The organism is Streptomyces sp. NBC_00775 (assembly GCF_036347135.1).
GTDB lineage: Bacteria > Actinomycetota > Actinomycetes > Streptomycetales > Streptomycetaceae > Streptomyces > Streptomyces lutosisoli.
In genome coordinates this window covers 9,407,847-9,426,676 of the sequence record NZ_CP108938.1, presented here as the reverse complement: position 1 = coordinate 9,426,676, position 18,830 = coordinate 9,407,847, and the positions used below count along the sequence as shown (strand labels likewise).

General features: G+C 70.8%; 14 protein-coding genes and 1 riboswitch. Of the genes, 3 read left to right on the top strand and 11 right to left on the bottom strand.

Going from position 1 to position 18,830, the window contains the following annotated elements; translation table 11 throughout:
* Positions 1-41 precede the first annotated feature (41 nt).
* The 5 genes from OIC96_RS41920 to OIC96_RS41900 all read right to left on the bottom strand — a co-directional run bounded on the left by OIC96_RS41920 (position 42) and on the right by OIC96_RS41900 (position 5,942).
* Positions 42-974, bottom strand: a complete 933-nt coding sequence (locus OIC96_RS41920; RefSeq protein WP_330302819.1) for an NADP-dependent oxidoreductase — start codon at positions 972-974, stop codon at positions 42-44.
* Positions 975-1,044: 70 nt separating this feature from the next.
* Positions 1,045-2,229 (bottom strand): XdhC family protein, encoded by a 1,185-nt coding sequence (locus OIC96_RS41915; RefSeq protein WP_330302820.1) that lies wholly within the window; start codon positions 2,227-2,229, stop codon positions 1,045-1,047.
* Positions 2,222-4,345 carry a xanthine dehydrogenase family protein molybdopterin-binding subunit gene (locus tag OIC96_RS41910; RefSeq protein ID WP_330302821.1) on the bottom strand — a complete coding sequence of 708 codons (2,124 nt, stop codon included), beginning with the start codon at positions 4,343-4,345 and terminating at the stop codon, positions 2,222-2,224. Before OIC96_RS41910 ends, OIC96_RS41915 begins: the two co-directional genes overlap by 8 nt.
* A complete protein-coding gene (locus OIC96_RS41905; RefSeq protein WP_330302822.1) occupies positions 4,342-5,334 on the bottom strand; it encodes an FAD binding domain-containing protein in 993 nt (330 codons plus the stop codon). Before OIC96_RS41905 ends, OIC96_RS41910 begins: the two co-directional genes overlap by 4 nt.
* A complete protein-coding gene (locus tag OIC96_RS41900) occupies positions 5,331-5,942 on the bottom strand; it encodes a (2Fe-2S)-binding protein (protein WP_330302823.1) in 612 nt (203 codons plus the stop codon). Before OIC96_RS41900 ends, OIC96_RS41905 begins: the two co-directional genes overlap by 4 nt.
* A gap of 254 nt (positions 5,943-6,196) precedes the next feature.
* On the opposite strand from OIC96_RS41900, the gene OIC96_RS41895 reads away from it, so the two are divergent.
* Positions 6,197-6,805: a TetR/AcrR family transcriptional regulator gene (locus OIC96_RS41895; RefSeq protein WP_330302824.1), complete on the top strand. Its 609-nt coding sequence runs from the start codon at positions 6,197-6,199 to the stop codon at positions 6,803-6,805.
* Between the two features lie 54 nt (positions 6,806-6,859).
* Here the strand turns inward: OIC96_RS41895 and OIC96_RS41890 are convergent, their stop codons facing one another.
* Together OIC96_RS41890 and OIC96_RS41885 are read right to left on the bottom strand one after the other, a co-directional pair.
* Positions 6,860-7,489, bottom strand: a complete 630-nt coding sequence (locus tag OIC96_RS41890) for a dihydrofolate reductase family protein (protein ID WP_330302825.1) — start codon at positions 7,487-7,489, stop codon at positions 6,860-6,862.
* Positions 7,490-7,686: 197 nt separating this feature from the next.
* Positions 7,687-9,051, bottom strand: a complete 1,365-nt coding sequence (locus OIC96_RS41885; protein WP_330302826.1) for an FAD-dependent oxidoreductase — start codon at positions 9,049-9,051, stop codon at positions 7,687-7,689.
* 319 nt (positions 9,052-9,370) lie between these two features.
* On the opposite strand from OIC96_RS41885, the gene OIC96_RS41880 reads away from it, so the two are divergent.
* Together OIC96_RS41880 and OIC96_RS41875 are read left to right on the top strand one after the other, a co-directional pair.
* A complete protein-coding gene (locus OIC96_RS41880; RefSeq protein WP_406502241.1) occupies positions 9,371-13,402 on the top strand; it encodes a molybdopterin-dependent oxidoreductase in 4,032 nt (1,343 codons plus the stop codon).
* 128 nt (positions 13,403-13,530) lie between these two features.
* A riboswitch (cyclic di-AMP (ydaO/yuaA leader) is annotated at positions 13,531-13,703 on the top strand.
* Positions 13,704-13,712: 9 nt separating this feature from the next.
* Positions 13,713-14,912, top strand: coding sequence for a C40 family peptidase (locus tag OIC96_RS41875; RefSeq protein ID WP_330302828.1), 1,200 nt, complete (start codon positions 13,713-13,715; stop codon positions 14,910-14,912).
* Between the two features lie 43 nt (positions 14,913-14,955).
* Here OIC96_RS41875 and OIC96_RS41870 read toward each other — a convergent pair whose 3' ends face one another.
* The 4 genes from OIC96_RS41870 to lpdA all read right to left on the bottom strand — a co-directional run bounded on the left by OIC96_RS41870 (position 14,956) and on the right by lpdA (position 18,735).
* Positions 14,956-15,402, bottom strand: a complete 447-nt coding sequence (locus tag OIC96_RS41870) for an RpiB/LacA/LacB family sugar-phosphate isomerase (RefSeq protein WP_330302829.1) — start codon at positions 15,400-15,402, stop codon at positions 14,956-14,958.
* 62 nt (positions 15,403-15,464) lie between these two features.
* Positions 15,465-16,490, bottom strand: coding sequence for an alcohol dehydrogenase (locus OIC96_RS41865; RefSeq protein WP_330302830.1), 1,026 nt, complete (start codon positions 16,488-16,490; stop codon positions 15,465-15,467).
* A gap of 90 nt (positions 16,491-16,580) precedes the next feature.
* Positions 16,581-17,315, bottom strand: a complete 735-nt coding sequence (locus OIC96_RS41860; protein WP_330302831.1) for a hypothetical protein — start codon at positions 17,313-17,315, stop codon at positions 16,581-16,583.
* A 19-nt stretch (positions 17,316-17,334) separates the two neighbouring features.
* Positions 17,335-18,735: a dihydrolipoyl dehydrogenase gene (gene lpdA / locus OIC96_RS41855; RefSeq protein WP_330302832.1), complete on the bottom strand. Its 1,401-nt coding sequence runs from the start codon at positions 18,733-18,735 to the stop codon at positions 17,335-17,337.
* Between the last annotated feature and the right edge of the window lie 95 nt (positions 18,736-18,830).

Below are 18,830 nucleotides of genomic sequence, written 5' to 3'. Positions count from 1 at the left end.
CAGCCGCTCAGGACACCCCCTCGCTCAGGACACCCCCTCGCTCACGACACCCGGAGCACGATCTTTCCGAGCCGGTGTCCCTCCTCAAGCGCCGTGTACGCCTGGGCGGTCTCGGCCAGCGGCACCACACGGTCGACCCGCGGTACCAGCTTGCCGGCCTCGACCAGCCGGGTCAGTTCGTCGAGGCCGGCCCGGTCGGGCTCGACGACGAAGAACACCCCGCCGTCCTTCGAGGGGTCCGGCGGAGCCACGATGCTGACCAGCGCGCCACCCGGGCGCAGCACCTGCCAGGAGCGGTCCTGGGTGTCGCCGCCGACCGTGTCGAGGACCAGGTCCATGTCCTTGACGTGCTCCTCGAAGCGTTCGGTGCGGTAGTCGATGACCTGCTCGGCACCCAGCTCGCGTACGAAGTCCGCGGCTCCGGCGGACGCCGTCGCGGTGACGGAGGCGCCCAGTGCGGCCGCCAGCTGTACGGCGACGGAACCGACACCGCCCGCGCCGCCATGCACCAGCACGCGGGAGCCGGGGCGCAGGCCACCGTGCACGACCAGCCCCTGCCAGGCCGTCAGCCCGGCGAGCGGCAGGGCCGCCACATGGTCGTGGTCGAGCCCCGCCGGCTTGGCGGCCAGCACGGCCGCGGGGACGGCGACGTACTCGGCGGCGGCCCCGTCCCTGGTGAAGGGGATCAGCCCGTACACCTCGTCACCCAAGTCCCAGTCGGTCACCCCCTGGCCCACCCGCGCGACGATCCCGGAGACCTCCTTGGAGGGGATGATCGGCGTGCGCGGGCTGCCGCTGCCGTCGAAGCTGTCGGTCCAGGTCGCGTCCCACGCGAGCTCACCCAACGTGATCGACGCCGACCGCACGGCGACCAGCACCTCCCCCGCGCCCGCCTCGGGACGCGGTACGACCTCGTACGTCAGCTCCTCCGGCCCGCCGCGACGGTGACCGCGTACCGCGTGCATCGTGCTCATGCCGACCTCCAGAACTCCAGCTCCGAATCCCTACCTCCAGACTGCGGTGTGCGGGGTCATTCCGCAGGAGTCATCCGACTGCGGTCGCCGACAGCGTCACCCGGTCGTGGTGGATCGGCGTCCCCGCACCGGTCAGCGGAGCGCCCGACCCGCCCCGCCGGGCCGCGACGATCTCCGCCGCGATCGACAGGGCGGTCTCCTCAGGTGTACGGGCGCCGAGGTCGAGTCCGATGGGTGACCGCAGGCGTGCCAGCTCCCGCTCCGTGACGCCGACTTCGCGCAGTCGGCGGTTGCGGTCCTCGTGGGTGCGGCGGGAGCCCATCGCGCCGACGAACGCGACGGGCAGGCGCAGGGCCGTCTCCAGGAGGGGAACGTCGAACTTGGCGTCATGGGTGAGCACGCACAGGACGGTGCGATGGTCGGTCTCGGTGCGCCGGAGGTAGCGGTGCGGCCAGTCGACCACGATGTCGTCGGCCTCGGGGAAGCGGACGCGCGTGGCGAAGACGGAACGGGCATCGCACACGGTCACGTGATAGCCGAGGAACTTGCCCGCCCGTACCAGCGCCGCCGCGAAGTCCACGGCGCCGAAGACGATCATCCGGGGCGGCGGCACGCTCGACTCGACGAACAGCGTCACGCCGCCCGGGCAGCCCGATCCGTCCTCGGAGATCTCGACGGTGCCGGTGCGCCCCGCGTCCAGCATCGCGTGGGCCTCCGCGGCGGCGGTCCGGTCCAGCTCCGGGCGATGGACGAGAGCCCCGTCGTACGAGTCGCCGAGGCCTCCTTCGTACGCCGTGTACGACCCGTCGGCGTGAACCAGGAGCGCCCTGCCCAGCAGTTCGGCCGGCCCCCGGGCCACCCGGGCGAGAGCCACCGTCTCCTCCCGGGCGGCGGCGGCCAGCCATGCCGCGAACACGGGTGCGTCCGCACGTACGAAGGTGGCCGCCCGTACCGGTGTGACCAGCACCTCGATCACCCCGCCGCACGTCAGGCCCACCGCGAACGCGTCCTCGTCGCTGTAGCCGAAGCGTTCGAGGACCGTCGTGCCGTCCTGGAGCGCCTGGACGCACAGGTCGTACACCGCCCCTTCGACACAGCCTCCGGACACCGAGCCGATGGCCGTGCCGTGGCTGTCGACGGCGAGGGCGGCGCCGGGACCGCGCGGCGCGCTGCCGCCGACGCTCACGACGGTGGCGACGGCGAAGTCCCGGCCCTCCCCGACCCACCGGTTCAGCTCGTCGGCGATGTCAAGCACCCCGGGCTCCCTCAGCCCCCAGCAGGACGCGATCGGGCCGGATCGGCAGGTTCCGGTGGCGTACGCCGGTCGCGTGCCAGACGGCGTTGGCGATGGCCGCCGCGGCTCCCACCACCCCGATCTCGCCGATGCCCTTGATCCCGACCGGGTCGTCCGGGTCCGGGTCGTCCACCCAGTCCGCCTCGATGGCCGGTACGTCGGCATGCGCGGCGAAGTGGTAGCCCGCGAGGTCGGCGCCGACGTGCCCGCCGGAGGCCTGGTCCCGGATCGCCTCCTCGTGGAGCGCCATGGACAGACCCCAGGTCATCCCGCCGATGAACTGGCCGCGCGCGGTGAGCGGGTTGACGATCCGGCCCGCGGCGAAGATCCCGAGCATGCGCCGTACGCGGACCTCGCCGGTGGTGACGTCCACGGCGACCTCGGCGAACTGCGCCCCGAAGGTGTGCCGTTCCTTGTTCGTCAGCGCGCCGATGGCCTCGGCCGTGTTCGACCGTACGGTGATTCCCTCGGGCGGAATGCCGCCGCCCGGAACCAGTTTCTCCCGTAGTTCCCGTGCCGCCGCGATGATGGCCCAGGACCAGGAACGGGTGCCCATCGAGCCGCCGGCGATGATCGCCGGACCGAAGTCGCTGTCCGCGATCCGCATCCGGATGCGCCCCGTTGCCACCTCCAGCGCGTCGGCGGCGACCTGGGTCAGCGCGGTGCGTGCGCCGGTCCCGACATCGCTGGCGGTGATCCGTACCGTGAAGGTGCCGTCCGCCTCCGCCGTCACGGCCGCCGTGGACGGGGCCGAGAGCGTGGGGAACGCGGCCGCGGCCGTGCCGGTGCCGAGCAGCAGGCGCCCTTCGCGGCGGACACCGGGACGCGGGTCACGGTCCGCCCAGCCGAACCTGCGGGCGCCCTCCTCGAAGCATGCGAGGAGATTGCGGCTGCTGAACGGCAGTCCGGACAGGGGCCCCACGGCCGGTTCGTTGCGCACGCGCAGCGCGATGGGGTCGATGCCGCACTTCTCGGCGAGTTCGTCGAGCGCCGACTCCAGCGCGAACGAGCCCGGCGCCTCGCCCGGGGCGCGCATCCAGGTCGGCGTCGGCACGTCGAGCCGTACGGCACGGTTGACGGTGTGGTGCGCGTCCGCGTCGTACACCGGACGTCCGTAATCGGCGCTGCGCTCGATGAATTCATACACGGTCGAGGTCAGACACTCCGCCTGGTGGTCGAGCGCGCGCAGCCGCCCGTCGGCGTCGGCGCCGAGCCTGACGCGCTGCGCCGTGGGGCTTCGGTAGCCGACGAGCGAGAACATCTGACGGCGGGTCGTCACGACCCGGACCGGTCGGTGCAGAACCGTCGCCGCCATCACCGCGAGCACCAGGTGCGGGCGGGTCCCCTTGGATCCGAAGGCGCCGCCGATGTGTTCGGAGCGCACCCGCACCGAGCCCGGGTCGAGCGAGAACAGCTGCGCGAGCTCGTCCGCCACGAACCTGCTGCCCTGGTTGGAGTCCACCACTTCGAGCCGGCCGTCGTCCCAGCGCGCCGTCGCCGCGTGCGGCTCCATCGGGCTGTGGTGCTCTTCCGGTGTGGTGTACTCCGCGTCCACGACCACGGCGGACGAGGCGAGTTCGGCCTCCAGGTCGCCCTTTCCCTGCGCCGAGCCCTCAGGTGTGTACATCCCGGGGCGTCCGGCGAAGAACGCGACGTCGTGCGGCTCCTGGTCGTACTCGACCACCAGCGCCTCGGCCGCTTCCCTGGCCTGCTCGGGTGTTTCGGCGACGACCAGGGCCACCGGCCAGCCGACGTACGGCACCTGGTCGTGCTGGAAGAGCTGAAGAACCGGGTCGGGCAGGCCGAACGGGTTCATGTAGTTCCCGGCGAGACGCGGGGCGTTCCCGTGGTGCAGGACGGTGAGGACACCGGGCATTCCGAGGACCGGGGCGTCCTCCACCGCGCGGACGCGGCCGCGTGCCACGGTGGACAACACCATCCAGCCGTGCGCGAGTTCGGGGTCGGGGACTTCTCCGGCGTAGCGCGCCGCTCCGGTGACCTTGGCGAGGCCCTCCACGCGGGTGTGCGCGGTGCCGACGGCCCTCGTCACCGCCGTGGTTTCGGTGCTGGTCGTCATCGGGCGGCCTCCTCGGCGAGTTCGGTGAGCACGGCCACGACGAGGTTGCGCGTCAACGTCACCTTGTATCCGTTGTGGGGCAGGGGCTTCGCGGCCGCCAGTTCGGCGTCCGCGGCGGCCGCGAACGTCTCGGCACTCGCCGGGCCGCCGGTCAGCACCCGCTCGGCCGCCCTGGCCCGCCAGGGCCGGGATGCCACCGCCCCGAAGGCGAGGCGCACTTCGCGTACGACGTCGTCCTGGACGTCGAGCGCGGCCGCGATCGAGCCGATCGCGAACGCGAACGAGGCGCGCTCGCGCACCTTCCGGTACCGCGAGTGGGCGGCCACCGGGGCCGGCGGCAGCGTGACGCCGGTGATCAGTGCACCGGGCGGCAGCGCGGTCTCCAGATGCGGGGTATCACCCACCGGCAGATAGAAGTCGGTGAGCGCCAACTCGCCCGGCCCGTCGGCCGTTTCGTACGAGATCACGGCGTCGAAGGCGGTGAGCGCGACCGCCATGTCCGAGGGGTGCGTGGCCACGCAGTGCGCGGAGGCGCCGAGGATCGCGTGGTTGTGGTGCTCGCCCTCGATGGCGGGGCAACCGCTGCCGGGGGCACGCTTGTTGCACGGTTTCGCCAGGTCGGTGAAGTAGCCGCAGCGGGTGCGCTGGAGCAGGTTACCGCCGACCGTGGCCATGTTGCGCAGCTGCCCCGAGGCTCCGGCCAGGACGGCCTGCGCCAACGCCGGGTAGTGGCGCCGCACTTCGGGATGGGCCGCCAGATCGCTGTTGGTGACGGTGGCGCCGATGCGCAGACCCTCGTCGGGAGTGAACTCGATCCGGTCCAGGGGCAGTTCACGTACGTCGATGAGCCGGGTCGGCCGCTCCACACCGGCCTTCATCAGGTCGACGAGGTTGGTGCCGCCGCCGAGGAGACGCGCCTCGGGGTCGTCGCCGAGCAGGGCGACCGCGCCGGAGACGTCGAGGACGCGCTCGTAGCCGAACTCCCTCATGCCGCCGCCCCCTTGGCGCCGATCCCGGCCTCGGCCTCGGCCTCGACCTCGGCCACGTGAGGCTCTGCCGCTTGGGCCTCCGCCGCTCGCGCCACCGCCCGGACGATCGACACATACGCGCCGCAGCGGCACAGGTTGCCGCTCATCCGCTCGCGGATCTCCTCGGCGGTAAGCGGTGGAGCGCCCGCTTCGGGCCGGACATCGGCGGTCACGGCGCTCGGCCAGCCCGCCGCGTGCTCCTCGATGACGCCGAGGGCCGAACAGATCTGCCCCGGCGTGCAGTAACCGCACTGGTAGCCGTCGAGGTCGAGGAAGGCCTGCTGCACCGGATGCAGCCGCTCGTCGTCCGCCACGCCCTCGATGGTGGTGATCGCGCGCCCCTCGGCGGCGACCGCGAGTTGCAGACAGGACACCGCCCGGCGCCCGTCGAGCAGCACCGTACAGGCGCCGCATTGCCCCTGGTCACAGCCCTTCTTGGTACCGGTCAGATCGAGTTGCTCGCGCAGCGCGTCGAGCAGGGTGGTGCGGTGGTCGACGGGAAGCGTGTACTTCTCGCCGTTGATGTTCAGGGTGATGGCGCTGTACGTCGATGAGGGGGCTGGGGCCATGATCAGCCTTCTTTCGCGTTCGAGGTGCGCGTCGAAGTCGAATGGGAGATCCGTGTCGAATGGGAGATCCACGGCGGCTTGAAAAGCAGCCGGTGCGCGAGAATGCCGGTCGGCAATCGGTTCCGGCCATGTGCACGGAGCTTGACAGCCACTAGAGTGGACTCTAAACGGACACCTGTCCGCTATCAATGAACCTAACGGACCGCTGTCCGCTTAGCAAGGGCGGACCGGCCGTCGTTCCGGAAGGAGGACAAGTGGCCCCCGAGAAGGACGCCCCCCTGCGCTCCGACGCGCAACGAAATCGCGAGCGCATCCTGGAAGTGGCGCTCAGTGAACTGACGTGCTCGGCGGACGCCCCGCTGAGTGCGATCGCGAAGAAGGCGGGCGTCGGCCAGGGGACCTTCTACCGCAACTTCCCCAACCGCGAGGCACTCGTCCTGGAGGTCTACCGCTACGAGGTGCAGCAGGTCGCCGACACCGCGGCACAGCTGCTGGAAACCCACCCGCCGGACCAGGCCCTGCGGGAGTGGATGAACCGCCTCGCCCAGTACGCCATGGCCAAGGCCGGCCTGGCTGACGCGTTGCGCACGGCCACCACCACCAGCACTCCGCGCGGCACCCTGACCAGGATGGGTCACGGCCCGGTGTCCTCGGCCGTCGCTCTCCTGCTCAAGGCGAACGAGGAGGCGGGCACCATCCGCCCGGGGGTGTCCCCCGACGACTTCGTCCTGGCCATCGCCGGACTCTGGCAGATCGACCCGCACAGCGCCTGGCAACCGCGCGCCGCCCGTCTGCTGGACCTCGTGATGGACGGGCTGCGGGCGGGGGCGCCGGGACCGGTCGCACCCGCCGGAGACGACTGAGGTGCACCCGCTGGGAATGACTGAAACGACTGAGGGGCATCCGCCGGGAATGCGTCAGCGGCGGACCAGCCGGGCATGCGTGACGGCCGGCGAACCGACCAGTTCGGCGACCCGGTAGCCGTCGATCCCGTCCCCCAGGTTGTCGAACAGGCGCTCACCCCTGCCGAGGAGTTCCGGAACGATGGCCAGGTGCAGCTCGTCGATCAGCCCGGCGCGCAGGTACTGCTGAATGGTGGCCGCTCCGCCACCGATGCGGACGTCCTTGCCCGCCGCCGCCTCGTACGCCCGCCCGAGCACCGTCTCGATGGGCTCGTCGGTGAAGTGGAACGTGGTCCCGCCCTCCATGGTCAGCGAGGGCCGCAGGTGGTGCGTGTGCACGAACACGTCGTTGTGGTACGGCGGATTGTCGCCCCACCACCCCTTCCACGACTCGTCCTGCCACGGTCCGCGCTGGGGCCCGAACATGTTCCGCCCCATGATGGTGGCGCCGATGTTCTCCTCGCCGCGCACCACGTACTCGACGTCGATGCCCGTCTTACCGTCGGCGGCGTCCCGCATCGCGGCGAACATCCACTCGTGAAACCCCTCGAAGCCCTCGCCGAGCGGGTGCTCCAGCCGCTGCCGCGGACCTGCGGCGAAGCCGTCCAGCGAGACCGTGAGGTTGTGTACACGCAGCTTGGGCATGGCCGTGCTCCTTGGGTTCGTCGTTTCCGGCTCTCACCCAGGCGTCGAACAGGACGCGCTCGGATCGACAGCTTCTCCCGGAAATCTACGACGACCGGGGGAGAGCACGGGCGTTTCCGCACCGTGCTCTCCCCCGGTTGCTCCGCCTTTGTTCATCGGGCGGAGTCGGCAGGACTGGGCGAGTTGGCAAGCCTGGGCTAGGCGCCGCTGGCGTCGAGCATGTCCTCGCGCTCGACGATCTTGACGCGCTCGCGGCCCTGCGGTTCGCCGAGGGCCTTCTCCGCGGCGTCCAGGCGGTGCCAGCCCTCCCACGTGGTGAAGCGGACGTCGCGCTCGCCGAGGAACGCGTCCACGGCCTCCGGGGCGGGCGAAGTGGGCGCGTGCAGACGGCCGTTCGCGTGGTCGTCCAGGAGGCTGGCGACCGTCTCGTTGGCGTCGCCCTTGGTGTGGCCGATCAGCCCCACGGGGCCGCGCCGGATCCAGCCGGTGACGTACGTCGACTGAAGGTGCTCGCCGGTCTCCTCGATGACCCGGCCGGCCTGGTCCGGAACCGTGCCCGACTCCACGTCCCAGGGCAGCTTGGGCAGGCTGTCGGACAGGTAACCCACGGCGCGGTAGATCGCGCTGACGTCCCAGTCCTTGAACTCGCCGGTGCCCTTGACGTTGCCCGTGCCGTCCAGGGCCGTGCGCTCGGTGCGCAGGCCGACGACCTTGCCGTCCTCGCCGACGATCTCGGACGGCGACTCGAAGAAGTGCAGGAACAGCTTGTGCGGGCGGTCGCCGACGTCGCGGATGGCCCAGTTCTCCAGGGTCTTGGCGACCATGTCGGCCTGCTTGTTGCCCCGGCGGGTCGCGATCGAGCCCTCGTCGTAGTCGATGTCCTCGGGGTCGACGATGACCTCGATGTTCGGGGAGTGGTCCAGCTCCCGCAGCTCCATCGGGCTGAACTTCGCCTGCGCCGGACCACGGCGGCCGAAGACATGGACTTCCAGGGCCTTGTTGGCCTTGAGACCGTCGTAGACGTTCGGCGGGATCTCGGTCGACAGCAGCTCGTCCGCGGTCTTGGCCAGGACGCGCGCCACGTCGAGCGCGACATTGCCGACGCCGAGGACGGCGACCTTCTCCGCCTCCAGCGGCCAGGTGCGCGGCACGTCCGGGTGCCCGTCGTACCAGGAGACGAAGTCCGCCGCGCCGTACGAGCCGTCGAGGTCGATGCCGGGTATGTCGAGCGCCCGGTCGGCCGTCGCCCCGGTGGAGAAGATCACCGCGTCGTAGAAGGCGCGCAGGTCGTCCAGGTTGATGTCGCGGGGGTAGTCGACATTGCCGAAGAGGCGGATCTGCGGCTTGTCGAGCACCTGGTGCAGGGCCGTGACGATGCCCTTGATCCGGGGGTGGTCGGGCGCGACGCCGTAGCGGATCAGTCCGAAGGGGGCCGGCATCCGCTCGAAGAGGTCGATGGAGACGCCTGGCTCGACGGCCACTGCGGACTTCAGCAACGCGTCGGCGGCGTAGATCCCGGCGGGGCCGGCTCCGACAATGGCTACCCGCAGGGGGCGAGGCATGATCAGGTTCCCTTCGAGCGATGATCAGGAGTACTCGCCGGGAAGCCTAAACTAAGGCAATCCTAAGTCAGTAGCCGGGCTGGATCTATGACCTCATAAGCCTGACTTATGAGGTTCTGGCGCACACCCCCACTCCTCACACACCCCCGACAGCGGGTGTGTGAGGCACGTAACCGCTGATGATCATCTCGTGTGACGCGCACGTAATGGGCATTTCGTACGGTCGGGTGGACGCATCCAGTGACGAGAGGGATCGCCCGTGACCACGACCGCGACGCAGGTGCGCACGGTCTGCTCGTACTGCGGTGTCGGCTGCGGCATGGTGCTCGACATCGGTATGGGGCCCGATGGGCGGCGTACGGTCCTCAAGGCGTCCGGCGACAAGGCGCACCCCGCGAACTTCGGCCGGCTGTGCACCAAGGGCGCCACCACGGCGGAGATGCTGGCCGCCCCCGGACGGCTGACCACGGCGCTCGTACGGGAGCGGCGTGAGGAGGAGCCGGCGCCCGTCGGTGTGGACGCGGCGATCAGGGAGACGGCGCGGCGGCTGCGGGCGGTCGTCGACGAGCACGGTCCGGACGCGCTCGCGTTCTATGTGTCCGGGCAGATGAGCCTTGAGGCGCAGTATCTGGCGAACAAGCTGGCCAAGGGCTTCGTGCGCACCAATCAGATCGAGTCGAACTCACGGCTGTGCATGGCCAGCGCGGGCACCGGCTACAAACTCTCGCTCGGCGCGGACGGTCCGCCCGGCTCGTACCAGGATTTCGAACGCGCGGACGTCTTCTTCGTCATCGGCTCCAACATGGCCGACTGCCACCCCATCCTCTTCCTGCGGATGATGGACCGGGTCAAGAAGGCCGGGGCCAAACTGATCGTCGTCGACCCGCGGCGCAGCGCCACCGCCGACAAGGCCGATCTGTTCCTGCAGATCCGGCCCGGCACCGACCTGGCGCTCCTCAACGGCCTGCTGCGTCTGCTGTACGAGAACGGGCACACGGACGCGGAGTTCATCGCCGCGCACACCGAGGGCTGGGAGGCGCTGCCGGAGTTCCTCGCCGACTACCCGCCGGACACGGTCAGCGAGATCACCGGCATCCCGGAGCGGGACATCCGCGAGGCGGCACGGCTCATCGGCGAGGCCGGGGAGTGGATGAGCTGCTGGACCATGGGTCTGAACCAGTCCACCCACGGCACCTGGAACACCAACGCCCTGGTCAACCTCCATCTGGCCACCGGCGCGATCTGCCGCCCGGGCAGCGGCCCGTTCTCCCTGACCGGCCAGCCCAACGCCATGGGCGGCCGCGAGATGGGCTACATGGGACCGGGTCTCCCCGGCCAGCGCTCGGTGCTGGTGGACGAGGAGCGGGCGTTCACCGAGGAGCTGTGGGGGCTGCCTCCGGGCTCGATCCGAAAGGACGGCGTCGGCCAGGGCACGGTGGAGATGTTCCAGCGGATGACCGACGGCCACATCAAGGCCTGCTGGATCATCTGCACCAACCCCGTCGCCTCGGTCGCCAACCGCAAGACCGTGATCGAAGGCCTGGAGGCGGCCGAATTCGTCGTCACCCAGGACGTGTTCGCCGACACCGAGACCAACGCGTACGCCGATGTGATCCTGCCCGGAGCGCTGTGGACCGAGACCGAGGGCGTCCTCATCAACAGCGAGCGCAACCTCACCCTCGCCCGGCCCGCGGTGGAGCCGCCCGGCGAAGCCATGGCGGACTGGCGGATCATCGCGGCTGTCGCGCGCGAGATGGGGTACGAGAAGGGCTTCTCCTACGACAGCGCGGAGGAGGTCTTCGAGGAGATCAAGCGCGCCTGGAACCCGAAGACCGGCTACGACCTGCGCGGGGTGTCCTACGAGCGGCTGCGCTCCACCTCCGTGCAGTGGCCCGCGGCGTCCGACGACGGGCCCGACCGCAACCCGGTCAGGTACGTCGCCGAGGACGGCCGCCTGTTCTTTCCCACGCCGAGCGGCCGAGCCGTCTTCCACGCCCGCCCGCACCTTCCGGCGGCCGAGATGCCGGACGACGACTACCCGTTCGTACTGAACACCGGGCGGGTGCAGCATCAGTGGCACACCCTCACGAAGACGGGCAAGGTCGCCAAGCTCAACAAGCTGAATCCGGGCCCGTTCGTGGAACTGCACCCGGACGACGCCCAGGTGCTGGACATCCGCGACGGTGACTCGGTGGAGGTCGCCTCCCGGCGCGGCCGGGCCGTGCTCCCCGCGGTGGTGACGGACCGGGTCCGGCCGGGAAACTGTTTCGCCCCGTTCCACTGGAACGACCTGTTCGGCGAGTATCTGAGCGTCAACGCCGTGACCAGCGATGCCGTCGACCCGCTCTCGTTCCAGCCCGAGTTCAAGGTGTGCGCGGTGTCGCTGGCGAAGGTGGCCACGCGGGCCGCCGTGCCGGCCGAGGTGCCCGCGCGGGCCGACGTGCCCGTCCCGGTTACGGTCCCCGTTACCGCGCCCGGCGCCGTGGTGCCGAGCGCGGCGGCCATCGCCTTCGGCCTGGACCCCGCCCCGCCGCCGCCCGTGCTGAGCGAGACCGAGCGCACCTATCTGGTCGGATTCCTCGCCGGTATCGACGCGGGCGCCCCCGGCGTGCCGGTGCTCCCGCCGACGGCGCCGTTCAGCCCCGGCCACGCTCTGTGGGTCAACGGCGTGCTGGCCGGCATGTACTCCCGCGCCGAGCCCGCCGCGGTCTCCGTGCCCCGCACGTCCGTCGCCGAGGGACGCGAGATCGTCGTCCTGTGGGCGTCGCAGACCGGCAACGCCGAGGAGTTCGCGGCGGCCACCGCCGAGCGGCTCGCCTCGGCCGGACACCGGGCCAGCCTCGTCGGCATGGACGACGCCGATCTCGCCGCGCTGCCGCCTGCCGCCGGTCTGCTCCTGATCACCAGCACCTTCGGCGACGGAGACGCCCCCGACAACGGCTCCTCCTTCTGGGACTCCCTGGCCTCGCACGACACCCCGAGCCTTGCCGGCAGGCAGTACGCGGTCCTCGCCTTCGGCGACTCCTCCTACGCCGACTTCTGCGGGCACGGCCGCCGCCTGGACCAGCGTCTGGACGAGCTGGGCGCGGTGCGTCTGGCGCCCCGCACGGACTGCGAACCGGACTACGAGCCTTCGGCGCGGGCCTGGCTGGACCAGGTCCTCACCGCGCTGACCCCCGCCCCCGTGGCGGCGCCGGCACTCGCCCCCGCGCCCTCCCGGAGTTCACGGAAGCCCGCCCCGGTCACCGCACGCCTCACCGGCAACCGGCTGCTGAGCCGGCCGGGGGCGGGCAAAGAGGTACGGCGCTTCACCTTCGACACCCGCGACAGCGACGTACCGCTGACGTACGAGGCCGGTGACGCACTCGGCATACGTCCCGTCAACCACCCCGAGCTGGTGGGCGAGTTGCTGGCCGTCACCGGCCTCGACCCGGCCGCCACCGTGGAGGTCGCGGGTGTCGGTGAGGTCGCTCTGCGCCAAGCCCTGAGCGAGCACCTGGACATCACCCGCGTCACCCCCGACGTGCTGCGCTTCATCAGCGAACGCGTCCATGACCCGCGCGAGTTGAAGAAGCTGCTGCGTCCCGACAACAAGGACGAACTCGCGAAGTGGTGCTGGGGCCGGCAGACCGTCGACGTCCTCACCGAGCTTCCGGTGCGGGCCACCGCGCAGGAATGGACGGACGCGCTCAAGCGACTGCAACCGCGGCTGTACTCCATCTCGTCCAGCCCGCTCACCGATCCCCACCTGGTCTCGCTGACGGTGTCCGTCGTCCGCTGGGAGAGCCTGCACGGCCGCCTCCGTCAGGGCGTGTGCTCCCCGTTCCTCGCGGACGCCGAACCGGACAGCCCGGTACCGGTCTTCGTCCAGCGGTCCCCGCACTTCCGGCCACCCGCCGACCCCACCACGCCGATGGTGATGGTGGGCCCCGGCACCGGGGTCGCCCCCTTCATGGGCTTCCTCGACGAGCGACGCGCGCTCGGCCACCACGGCCCCAACTGGCTGTTCTTCGGTGAACAGCACCGCGCCACCGACCACTACTACGAGGACGAACTCACCGCCCACCTCACCCACGGCACCCTCTCTCGCCTGGACACGGCCTTCTCCCGCGACCGGCGCACCAAGGTGTACGTCCAGGACCGCATGCGCGAGCACGGCCCCCAACTGTGGTCCTGGCTCCAGGACGGCGCCCACTTCTATGTCTGCGGTGACGCCTCCCGTATGGCCAAGGACGTCGACCGGGCGCTGCGCGACATCGCCGTCGTGCACGGCGGTCTGGACGAGGACGGCGCCGCCGCGTTCGTCAAGCAGCTCGCGGCCGACAAACGCTACGTCCGCGATGTCTACTGAGGCAGCCAGTACGACGAAGGTCACAAATACATATCGGACACTTCGCGCTTCAATCTTCACGCGAGCCACACAAATTGGCTAGGTTGGCGACAGGCAACACGACTCCCTCCGGCGAACCTCGCCGGGTCGCGCGGCCTCCGCCGAGTCCGGTGCGCCTCCGTGGCAGCCGGAGCCGGGGACCCAACCGAACTTGGGGTGAATCGGCCCAACTGCCCAGCAGGGCAAGGGCCGTAGGGCATACCTTCCGGAACCGTCCGCCCGAACCCGACAGCTAACTCGGTAGGCGGAACACGGAAGGAGCGCGTCTCCCATGGCGCCGGAACAAGCCACATCCCGCGCGGCGGACGGGCCTAGCCAAGAAGAGGTCCGGCAGCGGATCAGCGCCCTCTACGACCAGGCCGAGACCGCCACCGGCAACTACAACGCGACCCGTGCGACGTCCACGGGGACGTGGGGGCGCGTCAACCCGGCGGCGGACAACGGGCGCAGGCGCACCGATCCCGCCGTCGACGACGTGACCAGGCAGTGGTTCGACGTGGCGCGCACGCGGCTGGGTCCCACCGTGCCGGCCAGGCTCCCGGCCGACAGAATGCCGGCCCGCCCGGCGGAACGCCCGCAGAACGGACCCACCGACCGTGGGCGGCAGGCGGCCGGCCGACCCGTCCCGGAACTGACCGCCGGCCCCGTCCCGGAACTGACCGCCGGGCCCGTCCCGGAACTGACCGCCGGTCCCGCCGCCGCGAGGGCCGCCGGTCCTGTGGCGGAGTTGACCGCCAGGGCCGTCCCCGCGCTGCCGGCCGCACCGGAGACACGGCAGGAAGTCACCAAGGCCCTGCCCGCACCGGCCATCGAGCCCCGGCAGCCCTCGCTGAAGACCTCCAAGGAGCAGATCCAGCAGAAGCTCGCCAAGGCCCGCGACCTGCTCACCCGGCACATCGCCGCACAGCGGAGCACGCCCATCGCCGCGATCGCCTCCCGGCCGGCCGAGGACGCGTGGCCCACCTCCGAGGCATGGGCCGGCCGCCAGGCCACGGAGGAATGGCAGACACCGCAATCGGCCGCCCTCGGCACCGACACATCCCTCGCCGGGGGCATGCTGCTCGACACGAGCATGCCGTTCGGCGCGGACAGCGCACCGGACTCCGAGTACGGCAGGAAGGCCGCGAGGGCACTGGCCTTCGCCCGTGAACAGATCGGCAGACCGTGCGTCTGGGGCGCCACCGGACCGGGCTCGTACGACTGTTCCAGCCTGACCCAGGCCGCCTGGAAGACCGCCGGAGTCGCACTCCCGCGCACCGCGTACGAGCAGGCGGTCACCGGCACGGCGATCCCCTTCGCCAGCATCCGACCCGGCGACCTGATCTTCTTCTACGGCGACGTCAGCCACGTCGGCCTCTACATCGGCGACGGCATGATGATCCACGCGCCGAGCCAGGGGGGCTACCTTCGCGAGGAGTCGATCTTCTTCGCCGGAGAGTCGGCGATCCACGGCGCGGCACGGCCCGCCTGAAGCCCGGCAACGGGGCAGCGGGGTTCCACGGCTCTGGGGCCCGCTATCCCCCGAGGTCGAGGCGTCCGACGTGGGCGATGTTCTCCCGGTCGTCGGCGTCCTCGCTGGCCCGGGCGGCGAACCAGGCGTCAAGGATCTCCTTGAGCAGCGGCTCGGACGTCAGCCGCAGACTGAGCGCCAGCACATTGGCGTCGTTCCAGCGGCGGGCGCCGTCCGCCGTGTACGCGTCCGTGCACAGGGCCGCTCGTACCCCTGGCACCTTGTTCGCGGCGATCGACGCGCCGGTGCCGGTCCAGCAGCACACGATCGCCTGGTCCGACGTCCCGGCGGCGACCTCCCGGGCCGCCGCCTCCGAGCATGCCGCCCACCGCGGGTCGTCCCCGGGGCGCAGCGCCCCATGCGTCCGCACCTCGTGGCCACGGCTGCGCAGCTCCGCGACAAGGGAGCGGGCCACGGGTTCGTCCATGTCCGAGGAAACGGAGATCCGCATGTCTGGGAGACTACCCAGCGGTTGGGCTCGCGTCCTGCGAGTGTGCGACGGGGGCGCGTACGTCAGCGGGTGGTGAGCACCATCCGGAAGCGGGCCGTGCCGGAGAGCATCTTCTGATACGCCTCGTCGGCCTGGTCCAGCGGGACGGTCTCGACGGTCGGGCGGATGCCGTGCAGGGCGCTGAACGCCATGGTGTCCTGCACATCCTGCGCGGTGCCCGACGGGTGGCCGCGGACGACCTTGCCGCTCATGAGCAGCTGGAGCGGGCTGATCCCCAGTGGCTCGGGAGCCACCCCGATGACCACCAGCTCACCACGGTGCGACAGCCCGTCCATGGTCGCCGTGATGGCATCGGAACTGCCGGCGGTGGCCAGCACGACCTTGACACCGCCGAGAGACCGCAGGGCGTCCGCGACGGCGGTGTCTCCCGTGCTGTCGATGTAGTGGTGAGCGCCGAGTTGCTTGGCGAAGTCGGCCTTGCCGGCTCCCCGGGCGATCGCCACCGTCTCGAAGCCCATGGCGACCGCGTACTGCACGCCCAGGTGGCCGAGTCCGCCGATGCCGAGTACGGCGACCCGATCGCCCGGCTGGGCGGAGCTGCGCCGCAGCCCGTTGAACGTGGTCACACCCGCGCAGGCCATGGGCCCCGCGTCGCTCGCCGTCAGCGCGTCGGGAATCCGGGCCAAGGCGTCGGCCGGCGCGATCACCGCCTCGGCGAAGCCCCCGTCATAGGCCCACCCGGGGACCTTGAGGTTCTCGCACACGATGAAGTCGCCCTGTCTGCAAGGCTCGCAGTAGCCGCAGCTGCCTCCGAACCAGCCCACCGCCACTCGATCTCCCACCCGCCAGCCTCGTTCTTGCGTGCCCTCGCCGAGCTCTTCGATGCTCCCGGCGATCTCATGCCCGGCAACCACCGGAAACCGGACGCCCGGCAGGCCGGCATTCACGAAGTAGGAGTCGCTGTGGCAGATCCCGCAGGCCTCCACGGCGATCCGTACATGGCCGGGGCCCGGCCGCGGCACCTCACGCTCAGTGATCTCGAACGGCCCGCCGACGGCGGTCACCTGGGCAACTCGATAGGTAGTCATGTGTCTCTCCGGGACGAGTGCGACGGCCCCTCGAACCAGCAGACCAGCTCCGGGCCGATCGCGCGCGCCGGATGTCCCCCGCCCGCTCTGTCAATGCAGGATGTTGACGGCCCGGGCGACCACCAGGACCACGATCACCAGCGAGACCGAGGACTGCAGCATCATCAGCATCTTGGCCCAGCGCGACAGCGGCATCACGTCGGTCGGGCTGAAGGCGGTGGAGTTGGTGAACGACAGGTACAGGTAGTCCAGGAACGCCGGCTCCCAGTCCGGCGGGGCGGTGTCCGGGCTCTGCATCTGTACGAAGAGGAAGTCGGGGAACTGATGGTGGCCGCGGGCCCGTGCCATCGGTCCGCCGCGGTCCCACTCCCAGTACCAGAGGGCGAACACGATGACGTTCGTCAGCCAGATGCCGCCGCCGGTCAGCAGCAGCGGCCCCGCGTCCTTCCCCTCGGTGCCGTTCACCAGGCCCGCCACCAGTTGGTCCGCCGCCCAGCCGTTGGCCAGGCTGATCACGCAGATCAGGGCCAGGTCCAGCCACCGCAGCCACCGGGTCCGGGGCTCGACCCGCCGGGGGTTCGCGGCGATCAGGCCGGCCAGCAGCACCAGCTCCAGGACCGGCAGCGCCCAGTACGGATGGAGCGTGAGCCGGTGCGGGAGCACCAGCTGGAGGGCGACCGCCACCAGGATCACGGCGGACACCGCCCAGCGCGACTCACCCCGCGTCGCCCGGCGCCACGCGGGTGCCACCTCGCGCTCGCGGCTCTCCAGCAGCCGCTCGATCCTGGCGAGGCGGCTCTCGGCGTCGTCCATACCGTCGGTCATGGCGACGATTGTCCCGGGGTCACATGTTGATCATGTGGCCGGCCAGCCCGTGGATGGCCTCCTTGACCGCCTCGCCGAGCGTCGGGTGGCCGTGCACGTTGCGCGCGACCTCGTGGACGGTCAGGTCCCACTGCTGGGCGAGGGTCAGCTCCGGGAGGAGCTCGGTGACCTCGGGGCCGATCAGGTGGGCACCGAGGAGCTCGCCGTACCGGGCGTCGCTGAGGATCTTGACGAAGCCCGCGGTGTCGCCCAGACCGTGCGACTTGCCGTTGGCGGTGAACGGGAACTTCGCCACCTTGACGTCGAAGCCCTTCTCGCGGGCCTGCGCCTCGGTCCAGCCGAAGCTGGCGATCTGCGGCTGGCAGTAGGTCGCCCGCGGGATCATGACGTAGTCGAGCTCCATGGTCTCCGCGTCGGCGATCGTCTCGGCCGCCACGATGCCCATCGACTCGGCCGCGTGGGCGAGCATCAGCTTCGCCGTCACGTCACCGATGGCGTAGATGTGCGGGACGCTCGTGCGGCAGCGCCCGTCGATGTCGATCGCCCCGCGGTCGGTGAGCTTGACGCCGGTGTTCTCCAGGCCGTAGCCCTGCACGCGCGGCTGGAAGCCGATCGCCTGGAGCACCTTGCCGGCCTGCAGCGTCTGCCGCTGGCCGCCCGTGGTCACCATGACCTTGACGGAATCGCCCGAGTCGTTGATCGCCTCGACCCGGGTGGAGGTCAGCACATTGATGCCGAGCCGCTTGTAACGGCGGGCCAGCTCCGCGGAGACCTCCTCGTCCTCCAGTGGGACGATGCGGTCGAGGAACTCGACGAGGGTGACGTCGACGCCGTAGTTGTGCAGGACGTATGCGAACTCGACGCCGATGGCCCCCGCGCCCGCGATGATGATGCTCTCAGGGAGCGTGTCGGACAGGATCTGCTCCTCGTACGTCACCACGCGCTCGCTGAGCGAGGTGCCGGGCAGCAGCTTCGTGGTGGCGCCTGCGGCGATGACGCAGTGGCCGAAGGTGACGGTTTCCGTGCCGCCGTCGGCGAGGGCGACCTGGAGGGTGCGGTCGTCGCTGAAGGTGCCACGGCCGGTGTACTGGGTGATCTTGTTCTTCTTCATCAGGTAGTGGACGCCCTTGACGCGCCCGTCCGCCACCTTGCGACTGCGGGTGAAGGCCGCGCCGTAGTCGAAGCTCACCTCGCCGTTCACCTGGATGCCGAAGGTCTTGGCCTCCTGGGTGAAGATATGGGCCAGCTCCGCGTTGCGCAGCAGTGCCTTCGACGGGATGCACCCCACGTTGAGGCACACCCCGCCCCAGTACTTCTCCTCGACGATCGCCGTGCTGAGGCCGAGCTGGGCCGCCCTGATCGCCGCGACATATCCACCCGGGCCGGCGCCCAGGACCACCACGTCAAAGTGTGCGCTCATGACGGTCAGCGTAGCCCGCCGGCCGTAGACGGCGATCTTGCCGACCGCTCGCCGGGAGACCGGCCGGGACAGGCGGGCGAGGCCCTCCCCTCTCC